This is a genomic window from Anaerospora sp. (assembly GCF_032013335.1).
Taxonomy (GTDB): domain Bacteria; phylum Bacillota; class Negativicutes; order Sporomusales; family DSM-15969; genus Anaerospora.
The window spans coordinates 55,115-80,713 of the sequence record NZ_DALZUO010000015.1 but is presented as its reverse complement, the minus strand read 5'-3'; the positions used below and the strand labels follow the sequence as shown (position 1 = coordinate 80,713).

The window sequence follows — 25,599 nt, the reverse complement described above, 5'->3', positions numbered from 1 at the left end:
TTTATTTTACTAGTTGTTCACGTACATCTATTGCAATAACCTCGCTTGTACTGAAAACATACAAATATGTTTCTTTGACCGGTTTTTGCAGAATTGCTTCTACTGCCTGGGCATATAAGCGCAGCTGAGTGGCATATTTGCCAGCCAGTTCCCGTCCCGCTTTTACCCGGTCCGTTTTATAATCAATCAGTACCAGCCCGTCGCCATCAGCAAACAGACAGTCCACTACCCCTTGAATAAATATCTTTTCCTCTGTCCCACTCATTTCTTCATAAAACCGTTCTGCCGGCAGCAGCAGGCTAAATGTCATTTCCCGTTTAGACCAGGGAGACTGCATCAGCCGCTGCCCCAGATCGGAGACAAAAAACGAACTTATCGCCTGAACATCAACTGCGGGTGCCTCGTCGGGCAGTAAAATTTCCCGGGTCACCAATTCCTTTACTTGACTGGCAATGCCATTTGCACTGATATCCCCTTGCCAGTTGACCTGCTGCATAACAGTATGCATGATTGTACCAATTTCAGCACCAGTTAATTTTGTACTTTTATTTTGAATAAACCGGGGCCGGGCAATAACTGCAGGTTGCTGCCATACCGGTTCCGCTTCCTCTTCCGGCACTTCAAACCGGCGTTTTATTTCTGTTACAGACAGCTTAGCCGGTATGGCAACTGCAGCTTGATAGTTATACTGCCAGCTCAGCGCAGCCTCTACCCAGTCAACGCTCTCTTCAATGGGTACTGGTTCTAGTTGCTCAACCTGCTCCAGCCAGGGATGGCGTTCCTTTGCTGTAGCCTGCTGTCCGCCAAGATCACCAGGTCGGTAAATATGGACCTCCCACTGACTGCTGTCAGCCGCCACCAATCCTGCCAGAGGCCCCTCGTAAGCACCGTATTGACGCAGTGCCTCTCCCTGAGGATGGCGGGTAATCGCCGGAACCAGCCAATCCAGATACGTTTTTGCAGTAGCAATCTGCGCATCAGGCAATGCTACCTCCAGCCTGCCGGCATATCGGCTCCACTGCGCACATTTTTCAGCCATAGCCGCCGCCGAACCAACCAGGATCAACTTTTCTCTTGCCCTTGTTAACGCTACATAGAGAATACGCAGTTCTTCCGCCTTCGTTTCCATGACCAGCCGGTGACTAATGCCGTGCCAGGCTAGTGTTGGATGCTGAAAGCGCTTCTCCGGGTGATAGCGATAAGGACCAATGCCAAGATTTTTGTGCAGTAAGATTGCTTCCCGCGTATCTCTTAAGTTAAATTCCTTTCCAAGATCAGCTACAAATACGACGGGAAACTCCAACCCTTTGCTCTTATGAATACTCATAATCCGCACCACATCTTCGCCTTCTCCCAAAGCCCGGGCAACAGCCATATCGGACCCGTCATCCAGCAGCCGGTCAAGAAACCGGAGGAAGCGGAACAAACCGCGAAAATTAGTTGTCTCATACTGGCGGGCACGGTCATAAAGAGCTCGCAAATTGGCCTGACGGACAGTTCCTCCCGCCATTCCTCCTGCATAGTCGTAATAACCGGTATCACGATAAAGCCGCCAGATCAGTTCAGCTACACCACGCCTTCTGGCAAAGCTGCGCCACTCGCGCAGACGGTGCAGGAACACGGTAACCCGCTTTCCTTCCTCAGCGCTTTGCTCACATTGACAATAAGTAGTTACGGCATTCCAGAGGTCACCGTCTGCAGCCAGGCGTACCTGTGCCAATTCAGCAGCCGAAAGGCCTACCAGCGGCGAACGCAGTACAGCTGCCAAATGAATATCCTGGCGAGGATTATCAATAATGTTAAGCAGCGACAGCATTACCTGCACTTCTGTCGCCTGAAAATACCCTGAGTCCTGTTCGGCATAAGCTGGAATACCGAAATAACGCAGTGTATCCAGCAATATCGACGCTTTACCGGAAACAGCCCGGAGTAAAACTACCATATCGCGCCAGGCCAGAGGACGCCACCCCACCCCCTTATCATAAACCTGATAGCCTTGCTGCTTTAATTTCAGCATACGTCTGGCAATCAGCCAGGCTTCCTGCTCAAACCGGCTCAATTCTTTTTTGTTATCTGCCGGCTTGTCACTTTTTAGCTCAGCCACTGTACTTTCCGACTGATCCCCTTGCTCCTCAGCTGGTTCATCAGTGCCATCCCTGTCGATAAGATGAACCTCTACCGCGTCAGTCAGCACTAAATCCTCTGTTTCAGGAAAAATCAAGCCGGCATTTAAGTATTCCTTCTCACCATAATCCATTTCGGCGGCATTCTTAGTCATGACTTGTTTGAAGAGAAAATTGACCGCATGAAGAACTCCGGCCTGGCTGCGAAAATTCTGGGCCAGATCAATTCGCCGCTCCTGTCCTTGCCCTGCCAGCGAATAACAATTGTATTTATTCATAAATAAGCCTGGCTCCGCCAATCGGAAGCGGTAAATGCTTTGCTTCACATCGCCAACCATAAAACGGTTGTCCGAGCGGGACACCAGCTGGAGAATCGTTTCCTGCACTCCGTTGGTATCCTGATATTCATCTACCATGACCTCGACATACTTATTTCGCAATTCTGTAGCCACCGTTGATGGCAGGAGCTGCTCGGGAGTAGCAGCCGGGTCCAGCAAAATACGCAGGCAAAAATGTTCTAAATCACCAAAGTCAAGCAGTCCTTTACTCCCCTTGGCCTGTTGAAAGCCTTCATGATAAGCCAGCGTTAAATCAATTAAATCCTGTACTATCGGACCGGCAGCAGCCATATCGGCAAGCAATTCCTCTCCGGTGGCCGAAAAATATAATTCACTCGTCTTTTTTATAAAGGCCTTCGCCCGTTTGCGGCCATTCTGATGAAATTCTTTCGCCTCATCACTTACACCAGGCATTTTTTTGCGAGGCAATTCTTCAAATTTACAGTGACTGAGAGCTGCAGCCAGTGATAGCCAGCCTTCTGTGGCGGCTGCCAGTACTTGCGAGAGCTGCAGCACATCACTTTCCAATACAGGCTGATACGCCTCCGGATGACCTGGTTTCACCACCTCTGCCAGCATTACTTCATAATTTGCCAACACTTGTTCAAGTTCAAACCGAATCTTTTCCCGGATTAGAGCGGACCAGACAGTATCATCAATCGCAACCGGATTGCCTGTGGTAAAAGCCATTGGCAATTGACCCAGCCAGTGCTCCGGCCAGGGATGGCTGCGGGCAAAACTATGCAGTTTCAGAATCAATCCGGCCAGAGCAGCATCATCACGCTCACCACCATAATGCTCAATCAGCCGGTAAAAGGCTTCATCACCCATCTCATAGCGTTCTCCAAACAGTCTGTCCAGCACATCGAACTCAAGCAGCTCGATTTCTGCTGCGCCGGCCAGTCGAAAAGCCGGATCGAGATCAAGCTGATAAAAATATTGCCTGACGACTGACTGGCAAAAAGAATGGAGCGTTGATATGGATGATGCATTAATAAGCAGCAACTGCCGTTCAATGTGCTGGCGATTGCCACCGTTGTCGAGTGCAGCAGTTAACGCATTGCCTATCCGTGCCCGCATTTCTGCAGCAGCGGCCTTGGTGAAAGTAACAACAAGCAGCTGAGTAATATCAACAGGATTCAGCGGGTCTAATACCCGCTGAATAATCCGTTCTACCAGGACAGACGTTTTACCTGAACCGGCAGCTGCAGCTACCAGCAAATTTTGATTGCGGCTGTAAATAGCCTGATGTTGTTCCGGTGACCAGCTCAAAGCGTCTCGCCTCCTTCTATTCCGGCTAAACGCGCCAATGCTTCTTCGTCTTCCATATCAGCAAGTACGCGAAATACATTATCCGGCAGCAAAGCATCAAATTGGCATACCGGTTTATAATCACAATAACCGCAGGGCGTGCGTTCTTTCAATGTATAAGGCTCAATAGCAACATGACCGCTGATGATTTGCGCTGCAGTGTCCGCTAAAAGCTGATGTACATGTCCTAATAGCACGGAAAACTGCTCACCGGTTTTTAGTGTACTCCAGTTGTCAGTACGAAATTTTTCATTTTTAAGCCAGACCTTAATATACTGCGACCAACCGTCAATGCTGGTGTCCAGCAGTTTTACCACGGCCGGCTCAGCAAGTACCCAGCCCGGCATTTTAAGCTGACTGCCAATCGCCTTGGCAATCTCCTCCTCGCTCATCGGACGTTTCCCTGACACCTTTGGGTTTTTCAGGAAATAGTATAAGGCTCCTGCCGGTATCAAATCCCCTCCGCCTAACAGCGGACCTGCCGTCTGGCAAGCTACCAGCAGATAGGTTAACAACTGCAGCTTTAAGCCGTAATAAACATCAGCCATTTTGATCCAGGCACCGCCTGATTTGTAATCAATAACCAGGATATACGTCTGCCCGTCATGCTGCGCCTGATCGAGCCGGTCAATCTGACCAGCTAGTTCTACAGTCGTGCCATCATCCAGTTTAAAAGTAAGTGGCGGCCAATCAGTGCCTGTACGGCCGAAAGACTGCTCAAACACCGCCGGTTTAAATGCACTGGCACCATCGAAGTTGATAAGCTGTCCCACTGAACGTTCTACCGTCCGGTCAAGGCGGGATTTGATATGCTGGTATTGGCGCGAGCTAAGTAAAATTTCATTTTGCAGTTTTGGTGCCAATTGTTCCGTAATTTCCCTGCACCGCTTTGCCGCTTCGCCGGGAGATATATCCTGCCAGCGGCGGCCATCGGCAGCCAGGCTGTCGCCAAAAGCTTTTAAAACGGCATGTAAGAACTGTCCAAAATCCGGTGCCGCCAATTTAAAAACAGCTCGTGGTTTGAGGGCTAGACCATACTGGGAAAAGTATTGAAAAGGACAGGCGCGATAGCCTTCGAAGCGGGTAACACTGCCTCTAAGCTTACCCTGCTTGCAGTATAACCGGCGGGCCACATCCCCAGGCAAGGCCGACGTCTGGTTACGGTGGAATAGTCCGTCAATTGCCTGTCGCATAGCCTCATGAACTGCCGGATTACCCTGCGCCCAATTATACACCTGCCACCATACAGGACTTGGTTGTCCTCCGGTTAATGCAGCCTTCAGACCTCCAGCCAGAGCTGACAAACTGCGTCGGGGATGAACGATGTATTCCCTTTCTGCACCCTCTGCCAGCTCTACCGGCAGAGTACGCCAGCTGCCAATAGCCTTCAGCCTCTTCAATCTGCCAATAATCGGGGAGGGAGAGAGAGCTTTGCCATCCTCATCTGCTAACGGATAACTCAGCCACAAAAACTGTTTGGCTCTTGTCAGTGCCAAATAAACAATAAATTGTTCATGAAAAGCATCCGGCATAGAGCCGGGTGCCAGTTCAACACCACAATTAGCCAGAAATTCACGTTCACCATCACTCAGCAAGCCCTCTTCTCTGCCTCGCTGGGGCAATGCACCATCATTGACACCAGGAACAAAAACCGCCTTCGCCTCCAAAGTCCGGCTTCTTTCCAATGTTGATATTGTCACATAATCAAGGCCTGGCGGGATTAAATTAAGTGCAAGACCCTCAAGACCTTCACCGGCAATCTGGGCATACTCCAGAAGCGTAATAGTCTCTTCACCACAGGTTTCAACCAGTTGATCCAGGAGATTGACCACACTTTCCCACAACTGCCGGTGCTCGCGGCCTTGGTCCAGATCCTTAGCTTCCTCAGCTTTCACTGCCCATCGTTCCAGTTTTTCCGGCACACCCAGTGTCACTAGCAATTGGTAAACAGCAGTAGTATAGTCCGCTACTGTCACCGCTGCTTTTAACTGCTCCTGAAATTGCAGTAACGGTGTAGTAACCGCGGCGCGAACGGAATTTACATCATCCAAATGCTGTTGCTGAACGTCGCTCACATCGCTGTCTTCATCCAATGATAAGCGCCGGACAAACGTCCACGGCTTATCATCCGTCCAGCGGCTGCCTTTGAGGCCAAACTCCAGGCAATAGTTCTCCAGAATATCAATATCGCCTCGTTTTAGCGGAAATAAATCAGTTTTCAAGCAGCGAAATAACGGATCATACTGCCAGTTATCTACAATCACTTCTAAGGCTGAACGAATCAGCTCTGCCAGTGGGTGATGCACGGCAGGACGACGGCGGTCACTAAAGTACGGAATATCGTAATCAGTCAGCACCATTTCAAGAATTTCGCAGTAGCTTGCGCTGTCGCGTACCAAGACAGCAATATCACGCCAGCGGTATTGTTCATCCCGGCAGAGGCGAATTATTTCCCTGGCAATCCCTTCCGCTTCTACACGCCGGTTAGCCGCTTCAGCAACAAGCAGAGCGGTTGTATCGCCCTGCCATTCGGCAGCTTTGGGTGCAGCAAACTGCTCTTCCAGAAAACCTAAAACTGGAGCAGCAGCAAACCGCTTCCCCGGTTTTAATTGCTGTTCCGTCCTCGTTAAACCATGACTGGCACCAAGCTTCACTAACTCTTTATAAGTATGATATTGCCGGTGAAACAAAGCAGTATCACTTTGATGTTCTGCCGAATGGGGATCAGCGAGACATAAACTGATCGTAATATCACCAGCTGTGCTCATTAAAGCGGACAATACCTGATATTCTTGCGGCGTAAACCAGTGGAATCCGTCAATCCAGATACGGCTTCCCCGAATTAACTCGGCCGTGGGAATAGTGTCTGCTAATAATGTCAGCGTATCTTCCGGGTCTGTATACCGCCCCTCCAAAAAATCTTCAAATCGTTGATATAATAATGCTAAATCATGAACCTTAGCAGCAAGCGGAGATTCTCCCAGCGTATTCTCCATTTCAACCAGGCGCTGGGGTGCAATACAAAACGTTTTAAATTCCCAAATAGCACTGGCCAGCGTTTCAGCAAACGTACGCTGCTTCGCTGCCCGGCCCAATATCTTAAGGTCCTCCTGGTGTTTGACGAGCAGCCGCCTGAGCACCAGGCGCTTGCCTAAGTCAGTAATCCGCGGTCTGGCACCCCCACCGTTCTCCAACAATACTTTATGAGCCAAACGGCGAAAACCAAGGACATGCGCACGGGAAAAACCACCATTTTTTGATCGCGCTGCCAGCAGCCTCTCTGCCTGAAAAGTTGCCTGCTCAGGCACCAGTAAGATCATTGGTGCCCCCTCAGGTGCAGCATTAAGTTCATCTATAATACTATCAAAGCAAAGGCTCGTTTTGCCTGATCCTACTCTGCCCAAAATAAGATTAAGAGCCACAAGGAAACCCTCCTGACAATAAACGTGTTCCCTGTTATATTTGACCCCGAACATACATTTTCCTCTCCCACCGCGAAAAAGGGACGTTCTTGCCACACACCGTGTACTGGCAAAAACGTCCCTTTTATTAAATCACTTGTATTATATTGTTGTTAACGGATGATTACCAAACCGGCTGTCAGTGCCGCCATTCCCACAAGCAAAGCATAATCCCGGCTGCCCAGCGCTACATTAGCAGTAAAGCTGCGGCCAGTACCACCAAAGCCCCTAAGCGCAAGACTCATTGCCATTGTTTCCGAACGGCTGACCGCTCTGAGTACCAGCGGCTCAACAATAGCCAGATACGAAGTAATCCGGCGGAAAATGCCGCCTTTTGCGGAATAACCTCGGCAAGCTTGAGCTTCCTGTACAGCACGGCTTTCGGCAATAAAATCCGGAACGAAACGCAGTGCCGCAGTAAACATGAAGGCATATTCATAAGGAACCCGGCATTGGCTGACAAGGGCTGCCGTCAAGTCCTGCATGCGGGTCGTCGCCAGCAGCAGCAGAAAAACTTCCGTCATTGAAATCATACGCAGCCCGGTAACCAGGGATAGCTCCAGTCCGCTGCCCAAAAGATACTGCAGACCTGCCAGCAACACTGCAAATACGGTTAATGCAGTCAGAGCCTTCGCAGTCTTGCTAAAAGCTCCAGCCATAACAATCAGCGCCAGCTGCCCAAATACTAGCACGAGCAAGCCGGGAACGGTGTAAAGCAGCAATGACCAAACAGAAACCGCCAGCGTTAGAATCAATTTTGTTAATGGAGCAGTCTTGTTCATTAACGGTCACCTCCCAGCTTGGCTTCAAGCATTTGGCATAACTCATCAATCGACATTACCGCTTCTTCATTGGGAAAGACGTCCTGCCCAATTGCAACTGCTGCGGGATAACTTAAACTCCATTCAGCAATCGGGTACTTACCGTTAAATAACTGCCGTGGAGTACCATCAAAGACCTTCTCCCCTTCAGCCATTACAATTACCCGCTGAGGATAGCGGGCGATAATCTCCATATCATGTGTAACCAGAATAATAGCCACACCTTGTGCATTTAGCTGCATCAACAATTCCAGAAGCTTCTGCCGTTCACAGCTGTCCTGACCGCTGGTAGGTTCATCAAGAATCAGCAGTTTAGGCTGCATGGCCAGTGCTGAGGCAATCGTCAGCCGCTGTTTTTGCCCTTTAGATAAAGTAGGCGGATAAGCGTTAGCAAGTTCTGCCAGGCCGGTTAGCTCCAGCGCCTGGTCTACTGCCTTTTTGATCTCAGCAGGAGAAAAGCCTAATTGCTCCGGTCCAAAAGCAGCCTCATGGGCCACTGAATCCCGGAAAATCTGTCTGTCCGGATTCTGAAAAACATAACCGATATGTCGCGCCATATCAGCCGGAGAGTTAGCTCCAGCGTCTTGACCGTTAAGCAGTACATTGCCGGAGCTCGGCTTTTTTAGTGCTGTCAGCAGACGGGTAACCGTAGTTTTGCCGCTGCCGTTCCTGCCGGCAATAGCAATGAATTCACCGGCTTCAATATTGATACTGACATCTTTAAGCACAGGCTGATTTTTGTTATAGCCAAAGGTGATATTTTGCAGTTCAAGCACTTCTGGCCACTCCCTTCTTTTCAGAAGCCAATAATGTATTAATTTCAGCAGCAGCCTCAACCGGAGAAGTCCATTCGCCTAAGTTAATTTTTGCAGCTTTTTCTAAGGAAAACTTTAATCTCCATAATGCCGGTACAGCCTCGGCATATAGCTGACAGTCAACCATAGCAGTCAAAGTCTGAGCAACTGTTCCAGCCAAGGCAATTTTTCCATTCTCCATTACTATAAGCTGCGTGGCATAGGGCAGAATATTGGTTAGCTGATGTTCAACAACAACGATTGTCTTTCCATGATTTTTGTTCAGGTCCCCTAACAGCCGGTATAATTCCAGGGTTCCCTCCGGGTCAAGGGCTGAAGCCGGTTCATCCAGAACAAGAATGTCCGGTTCAGTTACTAATATGCTGGCAACAGCCAGACGCTGCCGCTGCCCGCCCGAAAGTCCCGCTACTTCCTGCTCTTCCTTGCCAGATAGACCTACCAGCGCCAGGGCCTGCCTCACCCGTTCAGTAATTTCATGGCGAAGTACTCCGCGATTCTCCAATCCAAAAGCCACTTCCTCCGCTACTGTCAAGGCTACCAGCTGACTCTCATAATCGGCCAGCACCGTTCCAACCTTGCGAGCTAAGTCCGCCATATTGATTTCTGTGGTCTTTAAACCGCCCACCATAACACTTCCGGCCATGCGTCCGCCAAAAAACTGCGGTACGGCTCCGGTAGCCGCCAGACAAAGAGTAGTCTTCCCAGCACCCTCAGGGCCGGTGACAACCGTAAACGATCCATAGGGGATCTCCAGCTCAATACTATTTAATACCGGTTCACCAGTAGAATAAGCATAAGAAAAATGTTCAAATACTATTGCTGTCATTCCTTATTACCTCGAGAATGAAATAATTTTTGTGCGGGAAAATAAAGAAGCTGGGTAAGGACCATATTCACTACCGCTACGACAAAAACCACCGGCAGCATTGCGTAAAGAAAAACTGACATAGGGAGAGACAATACCAGTTTCATAACAGTAATAAAGGTAAGTCCACTGGCTACGGTGCTGATGAGCGTGGCAACTGCCGGACGCAGGTTATAGCCGCCTAATGTCATATTAACAGCCGCATGAGTAACGAGAGCGCATACAAGAGCTCCTACCGGTTCGCTTAACAAATTACCATAAGGAAAAGCCGATTTGGATAGTGGAATTTGTACTGCCCCGGCAACCAAGCCAATGCCTGCTGCCTGCCCAAATGTGGGTCTTGTCAAATTAATGGCAATGCAGTACATGGCAATCATCCAATTGGGTGTTATCCCGCCAACGCTAGGTGTCACTAATTTCAAAATCGCCCCAATGGCCAGCAGCAGAGTGGTAACAGTTACCCAGCGGTAATTACCTCCCTGAGCTTGCGTATATGTTACTAGTTGTTCTTGCTGTTTGTTTTCCATGATCGTACTCCTCCTTATCGTTTTTTAAAAACAAAAAACCCTCGTTCCTACACTAGTAATAAACTAGTAGTAGGGACGAGGGGTTAACCCGCGGTGCCACCCTGCTTGGCTGCTAACGTATAGCAACCCTGCTCAGTCAAAGTACGGGAAATAACATTCCGATACCCGCTTCGATGATAACGGCAGAAGAATGCCGGCGGAGCCTACCCCGTAAAACGGATCGGACCGCATCTCCCAGGCCCATTCGACATGCCGAGTCTGTGCCAAACTTCCACTGTCATTGGCTCGCTGAAACGCTCCTGCTATGTGTACTCTTCCTGGTCATTGATAGTACTGTTATGCATTTATCTATTGCTCTGACTATAGCAGAAAAGACAAAGATCTGTCAATAAGAAAATAAAAATGATAGAATATGCTCTCCTGGCCAAACTATTATACGGAGGTGTTTACCATGGACGGATTCGTGTGTTCATCATGCTACACTTGGCTAGTCCCCCAGCATACTGACTGCCCAAGCTGCGGCATACCCGTCATTCTTGAAGGAGATGATAAAAATGTGATTGATCATCTTCAGCCCAATTGCCTGATACACCGTTATGACGGTTCCGATATGCTGGAGCCGGCAGTAATCGTCAAGGCAGGAAAAACCAATATGAAAGTAGCGACTAAACTAAGAGAATATGCAAAACCAGTTACGGTTTCCAAGCAAAAAGTATATCAGTTTGACCCAAATGTACTAAGTGCCATTCAGGCACTGCGTAATGAACGGACTGCCACCATTAACCGCTATGACATTATGATTCAGACTCACTGGAAAAAGCTCGAAACCTATCAGTAAGACTGCCAGGTTTCCCAGGCAGCCCCTACGGCTGCTCCGGGCGATACCGCAAAGCCATTGGAACTAAGCGCCCGTTCAACAGCGGACAGGGTTATCACAATTTCATTAATACATATATTGCCCATATGGCCGATGCGGAAGCCTTTTCCTTTAAGCTCACCTATACCGCCGGCGACAAAAACATCATATTGTTCCATTTTTGCCCGGAAGGCGGTATCCTCTACGCCTTCCGGGTATTTAACTACACTGAGTGTTGGCGCAAGATCATCGCGGGAAGTCGCCAGTTCCAGTCCGATTGCACTAAGGCCTGCACGCATGCTCGCTGCAATCCGGTTATGCCTCTGGTACCGCTCTTCTAATCCTTCGGCAAGCACGATACGGACAGCCTCTCTCAGCGCAGCAATAAGATTAACCGGCGGGGTAGAAAAATACAAAGCCGGGTTTTCCATAATGGGCAGCCAATTTTTCCAATCTGAATAATAAGCCCGTACACTTCCTAATTCATCACGGCGAGCCAGCGCACGATTACTGAAAGCTACCATTGCCAAGCCAGGTGGTGTGCCAAATGCCTTCTGGCAGGTTGTAACAACAACATCAATACCAAAATCATTCATTGTTTCAGGAACAGCCGCACTGGCACATACTCCGTCGACAATATATAACGTATTATATCTGCTGGCCAGTCGGCCTATCTCCTTTACTTGAGCCATGGCCCCTGTTGATGTGTCAACATGGGTTACCGTTATGGCTTTATATTTTTTTAATTGCAGCTTTTCCTCTATAACTGCCAGCGGCACAGCTTGCCCGGCCGGGCAGCTTAAAACATCTGCTTTTATCCCCAATGCGTTGGCAATTAAGGCAAAGCGATCACCGAAAACGCCATGGGACACTACAAGAATGTCTTCACCGGCAGGAACAGTATTAATGAGTCCCATTTCCATTGCCAGTGTTCCCGCTCCACCAATTACAATGATATGATCAGCTTGAAAAATTTGCTTTAAGCCCGCCAAGCATTCCTTGTAAATAGCAACAAATCCACCGTATGTGTGTCCGTAGGTTTGTATTGCTATTGCCTGGCGGATCGACTCTGCAACCGGTGTCGGCCCGGGTATCATTACCAAAGGGGCTTGTTTAATCATGTCCATACCTCCGTTCAGTGTTGATTTATCAAAACAATACGGTATGATAGCAAAAAAACCTTCTATAATTGTAAATAATTTTCAGACTAATGTCGCACCTCGTAATACTGCAGTAATTCACTTACCGTCACAAATTGATACCCCTGCGCCCGGAACTGGTCAATCAGCAGACTCACAGCCTGAGGTGTCGGCATTTTATCTTGACCGTCATGAAATAAAAAAATATTGCCTGGTTTTAAATTAGCTGATGCAACCTTAACAACCTGACTAACTGAGGGACGGCTCCAGTCACGGGTATCTACCGTCCACATGATTGTGGTATAGCCTCTTTCCTGCAATTTACTTACCAGCAAGTCATTATACCCTCCGCCGGGAGGGCGGAAGAAAACCGGTTTTACACCTACTTGAGCCAATATCTTTTCATTGCGCTCAACCTCCGCCAAATACTCTTCCATCGATATTTGGTGTAAAAACTGATGACTATAGCCATGATTTGCTAGTTCATGGCCTTCAGCAACAACCTGCCGCAGCAAGTCACCGTAGACTTCCGCATTACGGCCTAAAATAAAAAAGGTTGCTTTAACGCCCTTCTCCCTCAGTACCTTTAATAATTCTGGCGTTGTTCCAGGATGAGGACCATCGTCGAATGTAAAGGCGACCACCTGATGAGTAGTGGGCACGTTTCGGATAATTTTATTTTGTTTTTCCAAGCTTCCAAGTGTTCCCCCTGCTGCCAGCAATGATAATACAGCAATCATGCTCCACAGCCGCAAGCCTTTATATTTCATGATTCTTCCCCCTTACATAGCTACAATTACTATTACGCTGAAAATCGACTGCATATGACCACCTTGTAGTCAATATAATGTGTTAGTATCGTGGCATATCACGCGATACTGCGTAAAAAGGGGGATGACAAATGGGTTCTATGATAAAACGGCTTATTTTGTATATATTGATTTTCTTACTGACAACAATGGCGGTTGTAACTGCAGCCCCCAAGCCGCCCACAATACATGCAAATGCAGCAATTCTCATGGATGCTAAAACAGGAGAAGTATTGTTCGCACAAAATATACATAAGCGTTACGCTCCGGCCAGTACAACAAAAGTCCTAACTGCGATTCTTGCAATTGAAAGCGGCCGCCTTGATGAGGAGGTGGAAGTAAGTCTTCGTGCTGCTGGAACCGGTGGTTCTTCAATGCACCTTTACGCAGGCCAAAAACTATCCCTCCGCGAATTAGTAACCGGTCTTCTATTGCGTTCAGGCAATGATGCTGCAGTAGCAATTGCCGAGCATCTTGCCGGATCAGTTGACGCGTTTGTGCTCACCATGAACGCTAAGGCTCAGTCACTGGGAGCAGTGAACAGCAGCTTCCGCAACCCTCATGGCCTCACTGCTGTCAGCCATTACTCTACAGCCTTTGACCTAGCCTGGATATCGCGCTATGCACTTACTAATCCAATTTTTGCTTCAATCGTAAATACCAGGGAAACAACCATCGACTGGCTGGACCGGCGGGGCAAAGAAAAAGATGTTAACTTGCGCAACACAAATAAGCTGCTATGGATGCTGGAGGATGCTGATGGCGTAAAAACAGGCACTACCGGTGAAGCAGGTCCATGCTTAGTATCCAGTGCCACTCGCGGCAATCAGCGGTTAATTGCAGTGGTGCTGCATGACCATTCCCGCTGGCAGGATTCTATGCAGTTGTTAAAGTACGGCTTTGACAACTTTGACATATATGAATATGCCGAGGCCGGTGATATTGTCGGTCCTATTCCCGTCGAAGATGGTATGACCGATGCGGTAGACGTCTATATTAATCAAGTAGCGGCCGTAATTGTAAGGCCAGAAGATTATCCTCATGTTACGGTTGAGCTTGATTTGCCGGAAAAAATAAAAGCCCCTGTTTATCAGGGGCAAAAAATTGGTGAAGTTATTTTTTTCGTGCGGGAAAAAGCAGTAAAAACAGTCGATATTATTTCCACCAAAGATGTTACTGAGCAAACTCCCACCTCAGTATTCTTCGACCATCTGCTATATCTGTTTCGAATCGTATCAGGCTGGGGCATATTATGAAGCTGGATAGCTACGGTTTGCGGTAAAAAAACGGCATATAACTTTGAAATCCAATATCCCGGAAGTTCAAAATGGCTTCCGTACCTCCAACAAACAAAACACCGCCTGATTTCAGCGAGGCAAAGAAGCGACGGTACAAGGCATCTTTTGCTTCTTCCGTAAAATAAATAACCACATTCCTGCAAAGAATAAGATCAAATCCACTTTCAAATTTATCAAGCAGCAGGTTATGGCGGCCAAACTCAATGCGGGATTTAATATCTTCATTGAGTTGAAATGTCCCATCAACCTGCTTAAAATATTTGCTTAATCGGGGTGTTGGCATATTTTTCAACTCATTCATGGTATAAACACCTTTTTTGGCTTTCCCAAGAATTTCTGTATCCAAATCAGTCGCCAAAATGCGGTGTTTAACCCCTGGTGTCAACTCATTCAAAATCATCGCAATAGAATAGGGTTCCGCTCCGATTGAACAGCCAGCACTCCAGATACTTAATTTCTTATTTTTGATAAGCAGATCAGGAATAACTTTTTTCTCCAGCTCATCGAATTTTTCGGGAGTACGGAAAAACTCGGTAACGTTAATCGTTAGAAAATCGATAAACTCCTTATACAACTGAGAATTTCGCTCCATCATATCGAAAAATGCTAAATACGTTGTTGCCCCATGGCGGGTCATCAAATTTGTAATCCGCCGCTGCATTTGTGTCGGTTTATAATCATTCAGGTTTATACTCGATTTAGTAAAAAGTCTTTGTTTAAACGTTTCCCAGTCTTTTTCATTACTCACGTTAAAGCCCTCCGAATTATAGCATATATCTTATGGTATATGCCTGCTACTTCGACAAAGCTATATCATTTTCCTACTAAAAAGACAGGGCCACAAGCCCTGTCTTTTTACGTAGAAGATTTTTATTTTTTTGCCTTACTGATAAACGTTCCATCGATGAATTTAGTCAGATCAGGGGCCTGTGTCAATATTTTTTGATTTACATAGAAGGAGCTGGCCCGCTTACCAACTTCATAAATTGTACCTGGTTTTTCCTTAGTTCCGTAGAATTCCAGATTACCTTGCAGATCATAAAACTTAACTGTCTGAATATCAGCAGCCACATCTTCGGGCTTCATCTTAAAAGCAGCCGCCAGAATTTTGTTAGTATCTTCGGGGTTTTTATTCAAATAATCTGTTGCTTCAGCCAGAGCCTCAACAAGAGCCTGCACTGTTTGTGGGTCCTTCTGTGCCAATTCTTCCCTCACTGCCAAAACATCAGCAATCAAACCAGGTGTATCCTTCGTCGTAGAAAGCACGCTGTCACCGGCAGCCACAGCCTTAGTTAAATGTGGTTCCCAGGTTACAGCAGCGTCAACCTTACCTGCCATAAATGCAGATGCCGCTTCACTTGCCTTCATATCAACCGCTTTAATATCCGCATCAGACAAACCTGCTTTTTCCAATATAGTAGAAAGAAAGAAATGTGATGCTGAACCGCGATGAAAGGCTATCTCTTTTCCCTTCAAATCAGCTACTTTTTCAATCCCCCGTCCTTGCTTAACAATAAGTCCGTCTGCACCGTTGGAAGCATCAAAAGCCCAGACGAATTTCATTGGTACGCCTTCACCGGCAGCAGATACAGAAACATCAAGGGAAGCCGCCATGGCTTGAATACGATTGGCAACAAGCGATTGCTTCCTGTCTCCCACGCCTTCTATTGCTTGCAGTTCAACATCCAGGCCTCTGCTTTTAAAGAAGCCTTTCTCCTTAGCAATAAATAAGGCACCATATCCCGTCCAGGGTGTATACCCGATTATAACTTTTTTCTCAGTCTTTTCTGTCTTAGGCTGAGCAGCTTGATTGGAAGCACATCCCGCGACGGCAAGAACTGCAACAGCTGCCACTACTAATAATGCCAGTATCTTTTTTCTCACAGACATCTCCTCCACACAACAATAATTTCTAATCTGTATATAATGATTCGCTAACTCTTTATCATTTCCTTCCTTTAACTTGATAAAATGTTAGAGTATTAATAATGCGTTTTAAAAAAATAAAATCCCGGCCTAATAAGGGATTTTATTTTTTCAAAACGCATTATTCCAGCGGCAGCCATATACAAAAAGTTGTACCTATATTGAGTTCACTTCTTACGTCAATCTTGCCACGGTGATTATCTTCGATTACGCGATATACCACTGCCAATCCCAAGCCGGAACCATCCTCTTTTGTGGTGAAAAACCGCTCACCTAAGCGTGGTATGTGCTCAGGACGTATGCCTTCACCTGTATCCTGAATAAGTACAAAAGCCTGCCCTGCTTCCCGTTTAACAGAAATAGTCAGTTTTCCCCCATTTGGCATTGCCTGAATGGAATTCGTACACAAATTAAGAAATGCTTGCTTCAATTGCGCACCATCTGCCATCATACCAATACTTTCTGTTTCAATAAACTCAATATCAACGCCATTATAAATGCCTCTACCGCTTGCCAGCAAATATACACTGCGCAAAATACCGGTCAAGCTGCATTTCGTCCTGCGCATAGAATGAGGTTTCGCTAAACTTAAGAACTCACTAATAATTACTTCTACACGATCTACTTCTTCGACAATTAATTTGCCATATTCATGGGCCTTTGGATCTTTTGTTCTACTTGATAACAACTGCATAAAGCCACGAATCCCCGTTAACGGATTACGTACCTCGTGGGCTACACTGGCAGCTATTTCTGCCACTGCGTTTGCTTTTTCAGCCTGCAGTGCCATCAAGTCCACTTCCTGCTGGCTGATCCGCAGCACTTTACGATAGATCAGCACACCAATGAGAATGATCCAAAGCAGAACGGCCGGAATTTCATACTGCAGCAATGCAGTCACTGGGGAATATACCGCTCTGGTCGGCTGGGAAAGAACTACTGCTCCCTGGTTATCTGCCAACGGGCGGGCTACAACAAGACGCCAGTCTTTTCCCAGCGCACTCGTCTCTGCTATTGCTGCATGCTGCCCTTGTAACGCTAATTGTATGGATTCCAGCCTCGTCAAACTTGTCCCAATATATTGAGGGTGAGAAAAGGCAATAATCACGCCATTGGTATCGGTAATTCCTAAAAAGGTATGTTCCCTGCCAATAATTAAATCGGAAAGCAGATTATTCAACTTATATGGATCGACGATTGCCTGTATAAGGCCAACAACTTCTCCCTCCTTCATAAGAGGAACATATACAGCCACTGCCCGATTACCAAGCTTTGTATACAGGTCAGAAATTCCTGGTTTAGAGCTTTTTAATGCTTTCTGAAAGTATTTTTCGCTGCTTAGTGGATAATTCATTTGCTGGTGATACGATGAATATACAACATTACCCTGTTTATCGACAATACTGATTGAACTAATTTCCGGATAATCGATTCCCAGTTTTTGAATACGTTCAAGCGTACCTGATTCAACACCCGTGGGCTGAACCGGATCGGCTGCAGCTAATAAAACACCTTGTATTCTTGAAAAGTAGCTGTTAACCCGGTCAGAACCATGATGCAATATCGCTACATTCTTGTCCACACACTGTTGCTGCACACCCTCAAGCGTCATTGATATTAACCCTATTGTACACAGTAAAAAAAGCAACAGAATACTTCCCAAACCCCATTGCCTTTCTCCATCTTTACTTTTTAATATCACACTTGCACCCGCCTCAATTTACCTATATTTTCCAATATACGAGTATTTGTATAATATTTCAAGTTAATTTTTTAAATATTTTAACCTTTTCACTAATTTAAGACAAAAAAAAGAATCTGCCCATGTTTTATGCGCAGATTCGACATTATTTGATTATACTAGCTGATCTAAAGGCGTATAAGCTATTTTAAGAGCATCTGCCACTGCCTTATATGTAAGTTTACCCTCAAGGACATTAACGCCTTTTGCCAGACCATCATTATCCTGAACAGCTTTCTTCCATCCCTTATTGGCAATTTGTAAAGCATATTCCAAAGTAGCATTAGTCAGAGCAAAAGTAGAAGTACGGGCAACTGCACCAGGCATATTCGCCACGGCATAGTGTACCACTCCATATTTTGTGTAGGTAGGATCGCTATGCGTAGTTACCCGGTCAATTGTTTCTACCGATCCCCCCTGATCGATAGCAACGTCGACAATTACTGAGCCCGGCTCCATCGTTTTGACCATATCCTCAGTAACCAGTTTAGGTGCACGCGCACCTGGCAGAAGCACTGCTCCAACAAGCAAATCTGCTTTTTTAACCCATTGGGCAATATTATAACTATTTGACATTACAGTCGTCACATGACCACTGAACAAATCATCCAATTGACGCAGCCTGTCAGCAGACAGATCAAGCATTGTGACTCTGGCTCCCAGTCCCAATGCCATTTTAGCTGCATTTGTACCAACAATCCCACCACCAACAATTACGACCTGTGCTGGCTCCACTCCAGGTACGCCACCCAGCAGTACACCTTTTCCGCCAAATGGTTTTTCTAAAAATTGCGCACCAACCTGTACAGACATGCGGCCTGCTACTTCACTCATGGGAGTCAAGAGTGGCAGAGAACGGTGTGCTCCTTCGATTGTCTCGTAGGCTATGCCAATTACTTTCTTCTCTAGCAAGGCCTTTGTCAGCTCCGGCTCAGGCGCCAGATGAAGATAGGTAAAAAGAATTTGCCCTTCATGGAAAAGCTCATATTCCGGAGCCAGTGGTTCCTTCACTTTCATGATCATTTCAGACGAATCAAAAAGCTGTTTTTTGTCACTAATAATTTGCGCACCAGCTTTGAGATAGCTTTCATCAGAAAACCCACTGCCCAAGCCTGCATTCTGTTCCACCAAAACAGTGTGTCCTGCCTGACGAAGCATTTCAGCACCGGCTGGTGTCAGAGCAACGCGATTCTCATTATTTTTGATTTCCTTTGCAACGCCGATAATCATATAAAACCCCTCCTACCTATCATTGTATTTGTACTTTTAATTGCCACTAAGCATTATTGCAAGATATATGCCAAAATAAAAACACAGCAACGTCGGCTTATACCAACCTTGCTGTGTTAACTATTGTTTCCATAGCTGGAATTTTTTTATTCCAAACGGAAACTTAACATACCATTATCACTATTTTAAGCTAAAACTCTCTTTATTTTTTTGGCATTCCACAATCAGCTTATCTAAGCGGGCACTTAAAAACATGACTGCAGGATGATTCAGATTGCCTTGCTTCTCTATCACTAAAGCATTTAACTGATTGCGCAGTAACTCAATTTCTTGCTCTTGTCTTGTTATATCACTCATTGACTCTTAACTCCTTGCCTGCTTATTGTGCACTTGTTCACGCAGCCAGTCAAACCAGGGTTGCAGTCCTTCACCTGTTCGGCAGGAGGCCTGGATAAGAGTCATGCGTGGGTTGATGCTGATTATATCGTCAATAGCTGCCTCCATATCAAAGGAGGTATAGGGTAATAAATCAACTTTATTTAAAACAGTTACACTCGCTTGTTTAAACATTAACGGGTATTTAAGCGGTTTATCTTCACCTTCAGTAATACTGAGAACAGTTGCTTTTGCATCTTCACCAATATTAAACTCCGCTGGGCAAACGAGGTTACCAACATTCTCAATAATAATCATGTCTAATTCATCTAAGTGCAGGCGATCCAGTACATTTTGTACCATAATGGCGTCCAGATGACAACCGCCGCCTGTATTGATTTGGATAACGGGTATCCCGTGACTATTAATCCGTTCGGCATCTTTTGAAGTAAACAAGTCACCTTCAATGACTGCCAAGCGCAACTCACTCTTTAGTACGTCGATGGTTTTCTCCAATAAGGAGGTTTTACCCGAGCCCGGTGATCCCAGTAAATTAAGTACAAAAATACCCTTTTTGCTTAATCGGCAGTTTATGTCAGCTGCAATCCGGTCATTTTTATCAAGGATGTTAGCCATCACTTTGATTTCCATTACTCAACCTCCAGATGTTCCACTTGCAATTCCCGCCCTGATAAAGTTTTTACCGATCCCGATGAACAGGATGGGCAACAAAATCGATATCTTTCAACACCAAATTGCTGACCACAGGACTGACACTCGGCTGTTAACGGCACAAGTTCAATTTCTAATATCGCCGCTTCTGCCGGTGTCTCAGCTGCTAATGCTTCAAAGCAAAAAGTTAGAGCTTCCGGTTGCACTCCGGTCATTTCGCCTATCCGAAGTTTAATTCGAGTAATCGTTTCAGCACCATTCAGAGTTGCTTCTTGTACTGCGATGTCCAGAATCCCCTGGGCAATTGCCATCTCATGCATGGCCTTCCCCCCGTAAATAATCAGCTGCTCTCACTGCCTGTTTAGCTGCTTCAGCCACCGGCTCTGACAAACCAATCCCCATAGCTGTGCAGCCTAACTTTTACTTATATCCCTGCAGCACTGCTTCCAACACCATCGTGGTAGTAACGGACCCTACACCCCCCGGCACAGGGGTAATGAAGCCGGCTATAGGCGCTACACTTTCAAATTCAACGTCGCCCACCATTTTTCCGTTAACTTCATTGATACCTACATCAATAACGACAGCTCCGGGTTTAATCATGTTCGCCTTCACTAAATTTGCTTTACCAACTGCAGCAATAACAATATCCCCTTGTGAGACTATTGCGGCCAAATCCTGCGTTTTAGAATGACAGACCATAACTGTCGCATTCCGTGATAACAGCAGTTGAATAAGCGGCTTGCCCACAACGTTGCTGCGGCCGATAATGACGGCCCTGCGACCACTAAGTTCAATATGATAATGATCTAAAATAGCCATCACAGCACGCGGCGTACAAGGCGCAGCCAGGCTTTTTCCGGCTGTAACCAGACCAATGGTCAGCGGATTCAAGCCGTCAATATCCTTGTCTGGCTGAATATGTGCGGCAATTTGATCAGCATCTAGGTGAGCAGGCAGCGGCATCATCGGCAGGATACCCTGCACAGACGGATCAGCACTCAGCTCACTAACCACGTGTATCAACTCTGCTTGAGTGACCTCAGCAGGCAGTTCCTTCACAACAACAGTAATTCCCATTGTTTCCGCTAATTTAGTCATCCGGTCAGTATAGATCCGGGAAGCGGCATCTCCTTCAACTAGTACAATTGCTAAGCAGGGCGTAATATTCTGTGCAGCTAATGCAGCAATTTTTGTTTGAATCCGCCCTTTTCGCTCCGCGGCCACCAGTTTGCCGTCTAATAGAACTGTCATGAAACTCCTCCTAAAACAGGCCGGTAATACGCCCATTTTTATCTACATCGATCTTCTCAGCTGCAGGAAACTTAGGCAGCCCAGGCATCGTCATAATATCACCAGTCAGCATGACAATAAATCCCGCACCTGCCGCAACCCGGGCCTGGCGTACGGTGACAACAAAATCACGCGGCCTGCCGAGCAGATTTGCATCATCAGAAAAAGAATACTGCGTCTTGGCCATACACACCGGCAAGTGGCTATAGCCCATTTTGTCGATTTCATTGATCGTTTTCTCTGCTTCTTTCGTAAAGGCAACCCCTGCTGCACCATAGATTTCTCTGGCAATAATACGCACTTTATCTGCCAAGGAGGCATCTAATGGGTAAATAGGCGCAAACTGCGCACTACCGCCATCTGCCAATTCGAGCACCACCCGGGCTAAGTCAAGTCCCCCTTGACCACCTTGGGCCCACACATTGGAAATCGACACCGGTACACCTGCCTTTTGGCAAATAGCTTCAACCGCTGCCAATTCTTCTGCCGTATCAGTAGGAAAAACATTTACTGCTACTACTGCCGGCACACCAAACTTAGTAATATTTTCAATATGCTTTTCCAGATTGGCTGCACCTTCAATTACAGCCTGCACATCGGGAATTGTGAGCGCTGTTTTCGGTACACCGCCGTGCATTTTTAACGCCCGTACAGTAGCAACAATTACTGCCGCCTGGGGTTTAAGATTTGCATAACGGCACTTAATGTCAAAGAATTTTTCGGCTCCCAGATCAGCGCCAAAACCGGCTTCTGTCACAACATAATCACTCAGTTTTAGAGCTAGCTTTGTTGCCATAACACTATTACAGCCATGAGCAATATTGGCAAAAGGACCACCATGAATAAAAGCCGGCACATGTTCCAGCGTCTGAACCAGATTGGGTTTGATTGCCTCTTTCAATAAGGCCGCCATTGCACCCTGTGCTTTAAGCATGCTGACAGTGACTGGTTCATTATCATAGGTATAGGCAACGACAATACGGCCCAGACGATTTTTCAAATCCTCCAGATCCCCGGCCAGACATAAAATGGCCATCACTTCAGAAGCAACCGTAATGTCATATCCATCCTCACGCGGTACACCGTGGGCTTTCCCGCCTAAGCCAATAATAATATTTCTCAGCGCCCGGTCATTCATATCCACGACCCGCCGCCACACAATCCGGCGCGGATCGATGCGTAAAGCATTGGATTGCTGAATATGATTATCCAGCATGGCAGCCAGCAAATTATGAGCGCTGGATACGGCATGCATATCGCCGGTAAAATGCAAATTAATATCTTCCATAGGCACTACCTGAGCATAGCCGCCGCCTGCAGCTCCCCCTTTAACACCCATGCAAGGCCCCAGGGATGGTTCCCGTAATGCTACTGCCACCTTTTTGCCCAGTTTGGCAATCCCCTGAGCTAACCCTACTGTTGTGGTCGACTTTCCTTCACCAGCCGGAGTAGGAGTAATCGCCGTCACTAAAATGAGCTTTCCATCCTGATGATTTTCGAGTTTTTCATATAAATCAAGACTAATTTTTGCTTTGTATTTACCATATTGTTCAATATACTCAGATTCAATTCCCAGTTTTTCCGCTACCTGTTCTATCGGCAGCATTTTGGCTGCCTGGGCAATTTCAATATCACTAAGCATTATTACATCCTCCCGCTCCTTGGTTTGCGTCTGTTTTGTATTCGTGCTGACAATTAGCTTTCCTGCTGACTGGGACTACTAAATTTTCCTTAAGCTGCCTTTAGCAACTTGTCAGATCTAATCCAGTGAATACTGGCGGTCTGTTTTGTGCACCCCTTCGTTGTCGTCAGTTAGCATACATCCGGCATGCCTCCCTCCTCCGCCTTGGTTTGCATACAAACAGCCTCGCCATTATCTTACCGTTTTGACTTGACAAGGTACTAGTCGATTTTTGGAACGATTTAACATAACATAACGCGAATAAACATTATTTTTTCGACCAATACTAGTATCAGAAAATCAAGGAGGTGATTTCTTCATGGCACGTAGCAGAAAACCTGTCAATCCCGCTTCTGAAAACGCTCTCGATCGTATGAAATTCGAAGTTGCTTCCGAATTGGGTATTGCTGAACACGTTCGCTCCAATGGATGGGCTACTATGACTTCAGCCGACTGCGGTCGCGTTGGCGGTCAAATGGTCCGCAAAATGATTGAGCAATATGAATCTAACTTATCCTAAACTGCCGGCTCCACAGTGACTGGCGGTATGCAAAAAGGGTGGCCTAAGCCGCCCTTTTTGTTTTTATCGTTTTCGGGCAAGAATGTTAAAGAGGCTGGCTCCCTGATAAGTATTGACAATATCGCCAGCAGTCAATCCCCCTTTACGAGCCATCGCCACTCCATACATCATATTATCAATTTCATCAATACCATGAGCATCCGGATTGATAGAAAATAAAACACCCTGGCTTTTAGCCTGCTGGTAAAACCGCCAATCAAGATCAAGGCGGTAAGGATTAGCATTAATCTCGATAATAGTACCGGTTTCGCCTGCAGCGCGGATAACAGCTGCCAAATCGACATCATAACCTTGACGCGCCAATAAAATACGCCCAGTAGGATGCCCAAGCATAGTAACGAATTTATTTTCCATAGCCCGTTGAATGCGACGGGTCATATCAGCCTCACTCTGACGGAATGCCGAATGTACCGATGCAATAACGAAATCAAATTCAGCTAAAATTTCATCGGGATAATCCAGTGACCCATCAGGAAGAATGTCACTCTCAATTCCGGACAACACACAAAAATCACTGTTCTCTTCATTAAATCGAGCTATTTCCAACCGTTGTTCCCGTACTGTATCCACCCGTAATCCTCTGGCATATACGGCTGTCTGACTATGATCGGTAATGCCAAGATAGTGCCAGCCTTTTCGTTTACAAGCTCCAGCCATATCTGCAACACTTGCGTTTCCATCAGAATAAATGGTATGGGCATGGAACATTCCCTTAACATCATTCAAACAAACAAGCTCCGGCAAACGTTTCTGACGGGCAAGCTCAATTTCGTCGCGTCCTTCACGCAGCTCAGGTGCTATATAAGGCAGTCCAAACCTGAGGTATAACTCTTCTTCTGAAGCAATTGGTAACAGCTTGCCAACCGAGTCGGTTAATCCATATTCATTTATTTTCAAGTCCCGCTCTTTTGCCAGCCGGCGTAATTGTACATGATGTTCTTTACTGCCGGTGAAATGATGCAAGCAGCCAATAAATTGCTCAGAGGGCACTATACGAATATCCAGATTCATACCGGTAATCAGCTTAAGACTTATTTTGGTGGGCCCTTGACTCAAGAGCTGCTGTACTCCCGGCATCACAGCTGCGACTTCGCTCACCCTTTCAGGCTGAGAACTTGCAACAACAATGTCAATATCTTTGACTGTTTCCGCACAGCGCCGGATACTGCCTGCCACCAGTGCTTGTTCAATAAAGGAATGAGCACGTAAAAATTCAGCCAGCTTTTCGGCGATCGGCAAAGCGTCACACAATAAAAACTGTCCCTGGAACTTCTTAACATATTCAATGCCTTCAAGCAGCTTGCTTTGCGTTTTTTCGCCAAAGCCCGCTAAATCCTTTAACCGGTTCTCCCGGCAGGCATACTCCAGTTCACCTACAGAATTAATTCCCAGTTTCTCGTGGAGAATCAACGCCTTTTTCGGACCTAAGCCGGGGACCTTTACCAAGTCAAAAAGCACCGGCGGAACAGCTATTTTTAATTCTTCATGATAGGCCAGCCGCCCCGTAGCAGCAAACTCTTCCACCTGCTGACCAATCGTTTTACCGATTCCTTTAACCGTATCCCACTTTAAAGCGAGCTCAGCCATATCCATATCCACTTTGTCAATTGTCCGGGACGCTGTATGATAGGCCTTAATCTTAAAAGGGTTTTCTCCCTTTAATTCTAGGAAAACGGCGATTTCTTCCAACACCCTGGCTAGTTGGTGTTTATCGGACATAGTAAAGCCTCCTTTACTT

The 25,599-nt window shown here is 46.5% G+C and carries 21 protein-coding genes; 3 read left to right on the top strand and 18 right to left on the bottom strand.

Going from position 1 to position 25,599, the window contains the following annotated elements:
• Position 1 precedes the first annotated feature (1 nt).
• The 6 genes from addA to RTR76_RS13150 all read right to left on the bottom strand — a co-directional run bounded on the left by addA (position 2) and on the right by RTR76_RS13150 (position 10,261).
• The gene (addA, locus tag RTR76_RS13175) at positions 2 to 3,733 is read right to left on the bottom strand and encodes a helicase-exonuclease AddAB subunit AddA (protein WP_312521392.1); all 3,732 of its coding nucleotides are present in this window, start codon (positions 3,731 to 3,733) and stop codon (positions 2 to 4) included.
• Positions 3,730 to 7,194, bottom strand: coding sequence for a helicase-exonuclease AddAB subunit AddB (gene addB, locus RTR76_RS13170; RefSeq protein WP_312521390.1), 3,465 nt, complete (start codon positions 7,192 to 7,194; stop codon positions 3,730 to 3,732). The genes addA and addB overlap by 4 nt, the downstream gene beginning before the upstream one ends.
• A 152-nt stretch (positions 7,195 to 7,346) precedes the next feature.
• Positions 7,347 to 8,015 carry an energy-coupling factor transporter transmembrane component T gene (locus RTR76_RS13165; protein ID WP_312521387.1) on the bottom strand — a complete coding sequence of 223 codons (669 nt, stop codon included), beginning with the start codon at positions 8,013 to 8,015 and terminating at the stop codon, positions 7,347 to 7,349.
• Positions 8,015 to 8,830 (bottom strand): ABC transporter ATP-binding protein, encoded by an 816-nt coding sequence (locus RTR76_RS13160; RefSeq protein ID WP_312521385.1) that lies wholly within the window; start codon positions 8,828 to 8,830, stop codon positions 8,015 to 8,017. The genes RTR76_RS13165 and RTR76_RS13160 overlap by 1 nt, the downstream gene beginning before the upstream one ends.
• A complete protein-coding gene (locus RTR76_RS13155) occupies positions 8,823 to 9,695 on the bottom strand; it encodes an ABC transporter ATP-binding protein (RefSeq protein WP_312521383.1) in 873 nt (290 codons plus the stop codon). The genes RTR76_RS13160 and RTR76_RS13155 overlap by 8 nt, the downstream gene beginning before the upstream one ends.
• On the bottom strand, positions 9,692 to 10,261 hold the full coding sequence (locus RTR76_RS13150) for a tryptophan transporter (protein ID WP_312521381.1): 570 nt from the start codon (positions 10,259 to 10,261) through the stop codon (positions 9,692 to 9,694). The genes RTR76_RS13155 and RTR76_RS13150 overlap by 4 nt, the downstream gene beginning before the upstream one ends.
• Before the next feature lie 451 nt (positions 10,262 to 10,712).
• On the opposite strand from RTR76_RS13150, the gene RTR76_RS13145 reads away from it, so the two are divergent.
• Complete coding sequence (locus RTR76_RS13145; RefSeq protein WP_312521380.1) at positions 10,713 to 11,099, top strand: hypothetical protein; 387 nt, start codon at positions 10,713 to 10,715, stop codon at positions 11,097 to 11,099.
• On the opposite strand, the gene RTR76_RS13140 is transcribed toward RTR76_RS13145, so the two are convergent.
• Both RTR76_RS13140 and RTR76_RS13135 read right to left on the bottom strand, forming a co-directional pair.
• Entirely contained in the window at positions 11,093 to 12,238 is a 1,146-nt protein-coding gene (locus RTR76_RS13140; RefSeq protein WP_312521379.1) for an alanine--glyoxylate aminotransferase family protein, read from the bottom strand. The two genes, RTR76_RS13145 and RTR76_RS13140, sit on opposite strands and share 7 nt — an antisense overlap.
• 86 nt (positions 12,239 to 12,324) lie before the next feature.
• On the bottom strand, positions 12,325 to 13,026 hold the full coding sequence (locus tag RTR76_RS13135) for a polysaccharide deacetylase family protein (protein WP_312521377.1): 702 nt from the start codon (positions 13,024 to 13,026) through the stop codon (positions 12,325 to 12,327).
• 131 nt (positions 13,027 to 13,157) lie between these two features.
• Here RTR76_RS13135 and RTR76_RS13130 point away from each other — a divergent pair, with 131 nt between their 5' ends.
• Positions 13,158 to 14,321: a D-alanyl-D-alanine carboxypeptidase family protein gene (locus RTR76_RS13130; protein ID WP_312521374.1), complete on the top strand. Its 1,164-nt coding sequence runs from the start codon at positions 13,158 to 13,160 to the stop codon at positions 14,319 to 14,321.
• 10 nt (positions 14,322 to 14,331) lie between these two features.
• Here RTR76_RS13130 and RTR76_RS13125 read toward each other — a convergent pair whose 3' ends face one another.
• From RTR76_RS13125 to RTR76_RS13085, 9 genes are all read right to left on the bottom strand, one after another.
• A complete protein-coding gene (locus RTR76_RS13125) occupies positions 14,332 to 15,111 on the bottom strand; it encodes a protein-glutamate O-methyltransferase CheR (RefSeq protein ID WP_312521367.1) in 780 nt (259 codons plus the stop codon).
• A 122-nt stretch (positions 15,112 to 15,233) separates the two neighbouring features.
• Complete coding sequence (locus RTR76_RS13120; RefSeq protein ID WP_312521366.1) at positions 15,234 to 16,247, bottom strand: ABC transporter substrate-binding protein; 1,014 nt, start codon at positions 16,245 to 16,247, stop codon at positions 15,234 to 15,236.
• A gap of 163 nt (positions 16,248 to 16,410) precedes the next feature.
• Positions 16,411 to 17,991, bottom strand: coding sequence for an ATP-binding protein (locus tag RTR76_RS13115; RefSeq protein WP_312521364.1), 1,581 nt, complete (start codon positions 17,989 to 17,991; stop codon positions 16,411 to 16,413).
• Positions 17,992 to 18,144: 153 nt separating this feature from the next.
• Positions 18,145 to 19,260, bottom strand: coding sequence for an alanine dehydrogenase (gene ald / locus RTR76_RS13110; protein WP_312521362.1), 1,116 nt, complete (start codon positions 19,258 to 19,260; stop codon positions 18,145 to 18,147).
• Positions 19,261 to 19,440: 180 nt separating this feature from the next.
• Positions 19,441 to 19,617, bottom strand: coding sequence for an aspartyl-phosphate phosphatase Spo0E family protein (locus RTR76_RS13105; protein WP_312521360.1), 177 nt, complete (start codon positions 19,615 to 19,617; stop codon positions 19,441 to 19,443).
• A gap of 6 nt (positions 19,618 to 19,623) precedes the next feature.
• The gene (hypB, locus tag RTR76_RS13100; RefSeq protein ID WP_312521358.1) at positions 19,624 to 20,286 is read right to left on the bottom strand and encodes a hydrogenase nickel incorporation protein HypB; all 663 of its coding nucleotides are present in this window, start codon (positions 20,284 to 20,286) and stop codon (positions 19,624 to 19,626) included.
• Complete coding sequence (gene hypA, locus RTR76_RS13095) at positions 20,286 to 20,627, bottom strand: hydrogenase maturation nickel metallochaperone HypA (protein ID WP_312521356.1); 342 nt, start codon at positions 20,625 to 20,627, stop codon at positions 20,286 to 20,288. The genes hypB and hypA overlap by 1 nt, the downstream gene beginning before the upstream one ends.
• Positions 20,628 to 20,727: 100 nt before the next feature.
• Positions 20,728 to 21,561, bottom strand: a complete 834-nt coding sequence (locus tag RTR76_RS13090; protein WP_312521355.1) for a bifunctional 5,10-methylenetetrahydrofolate dehydrogenase/5,10-methenyltetrahydrofolate cyclohydrolase — start codon at positions 21,559 to 21,561, stop codon at positions 20,728 to 20,730.
• Positions 21,562 to 21,571: 10 nt separating this feature from the next.
• On the bottom strand, positions 21,572 to 23,242 hold the full coding sequence (locus RTR76_RS13085) for a formate--tetrahydrofolate ligase (RefSeq protein ID WP_312521353.1): 1,671 nt from the start codon (positions 23,240 to 23,242) through the stop codon (positions 21,572 to 21,574).
• Between the two features lie 358 nt (positions 23,243 to 23,600).
• Between RTR76_RS13085 and RTR76_RS13080 the strand changes: the two genes are divergently transcribed.
• Positions 23,601 to 23,801, top strand: a complete 201-nt coding sequence (locus tag RTR76_RS13080) for an alpha/beta-type small acid-soluble spore protein (RefSeq protein ID WP_312521351.1) — start codon at positions 23,601 to 23,603, stop codon at positions 23,799 to 23,801.
• Between the two features lie 63 nt (positions 23,802 to 23,864).
• Here RTR76_RS13080 and polX read toward each other — a convergent pair whose 3' ends face one another.
• The gene (polX, locus tag RTR76_RS13075) at positions 23,865 to 25,580 is read right to left on the bottom strand and encodes a DNA polymerase/3'-5' exonuclease PolX (protein ID WP_312521349.1); all 1,716 of its coding nucleotides are present in this window, start codon (positions 25,578 to 25,580) and stop codon (positions 23,865 to 23,867) included.
• Positions 25,581 to 25,599: the final 19 nt, after the last annotated feature.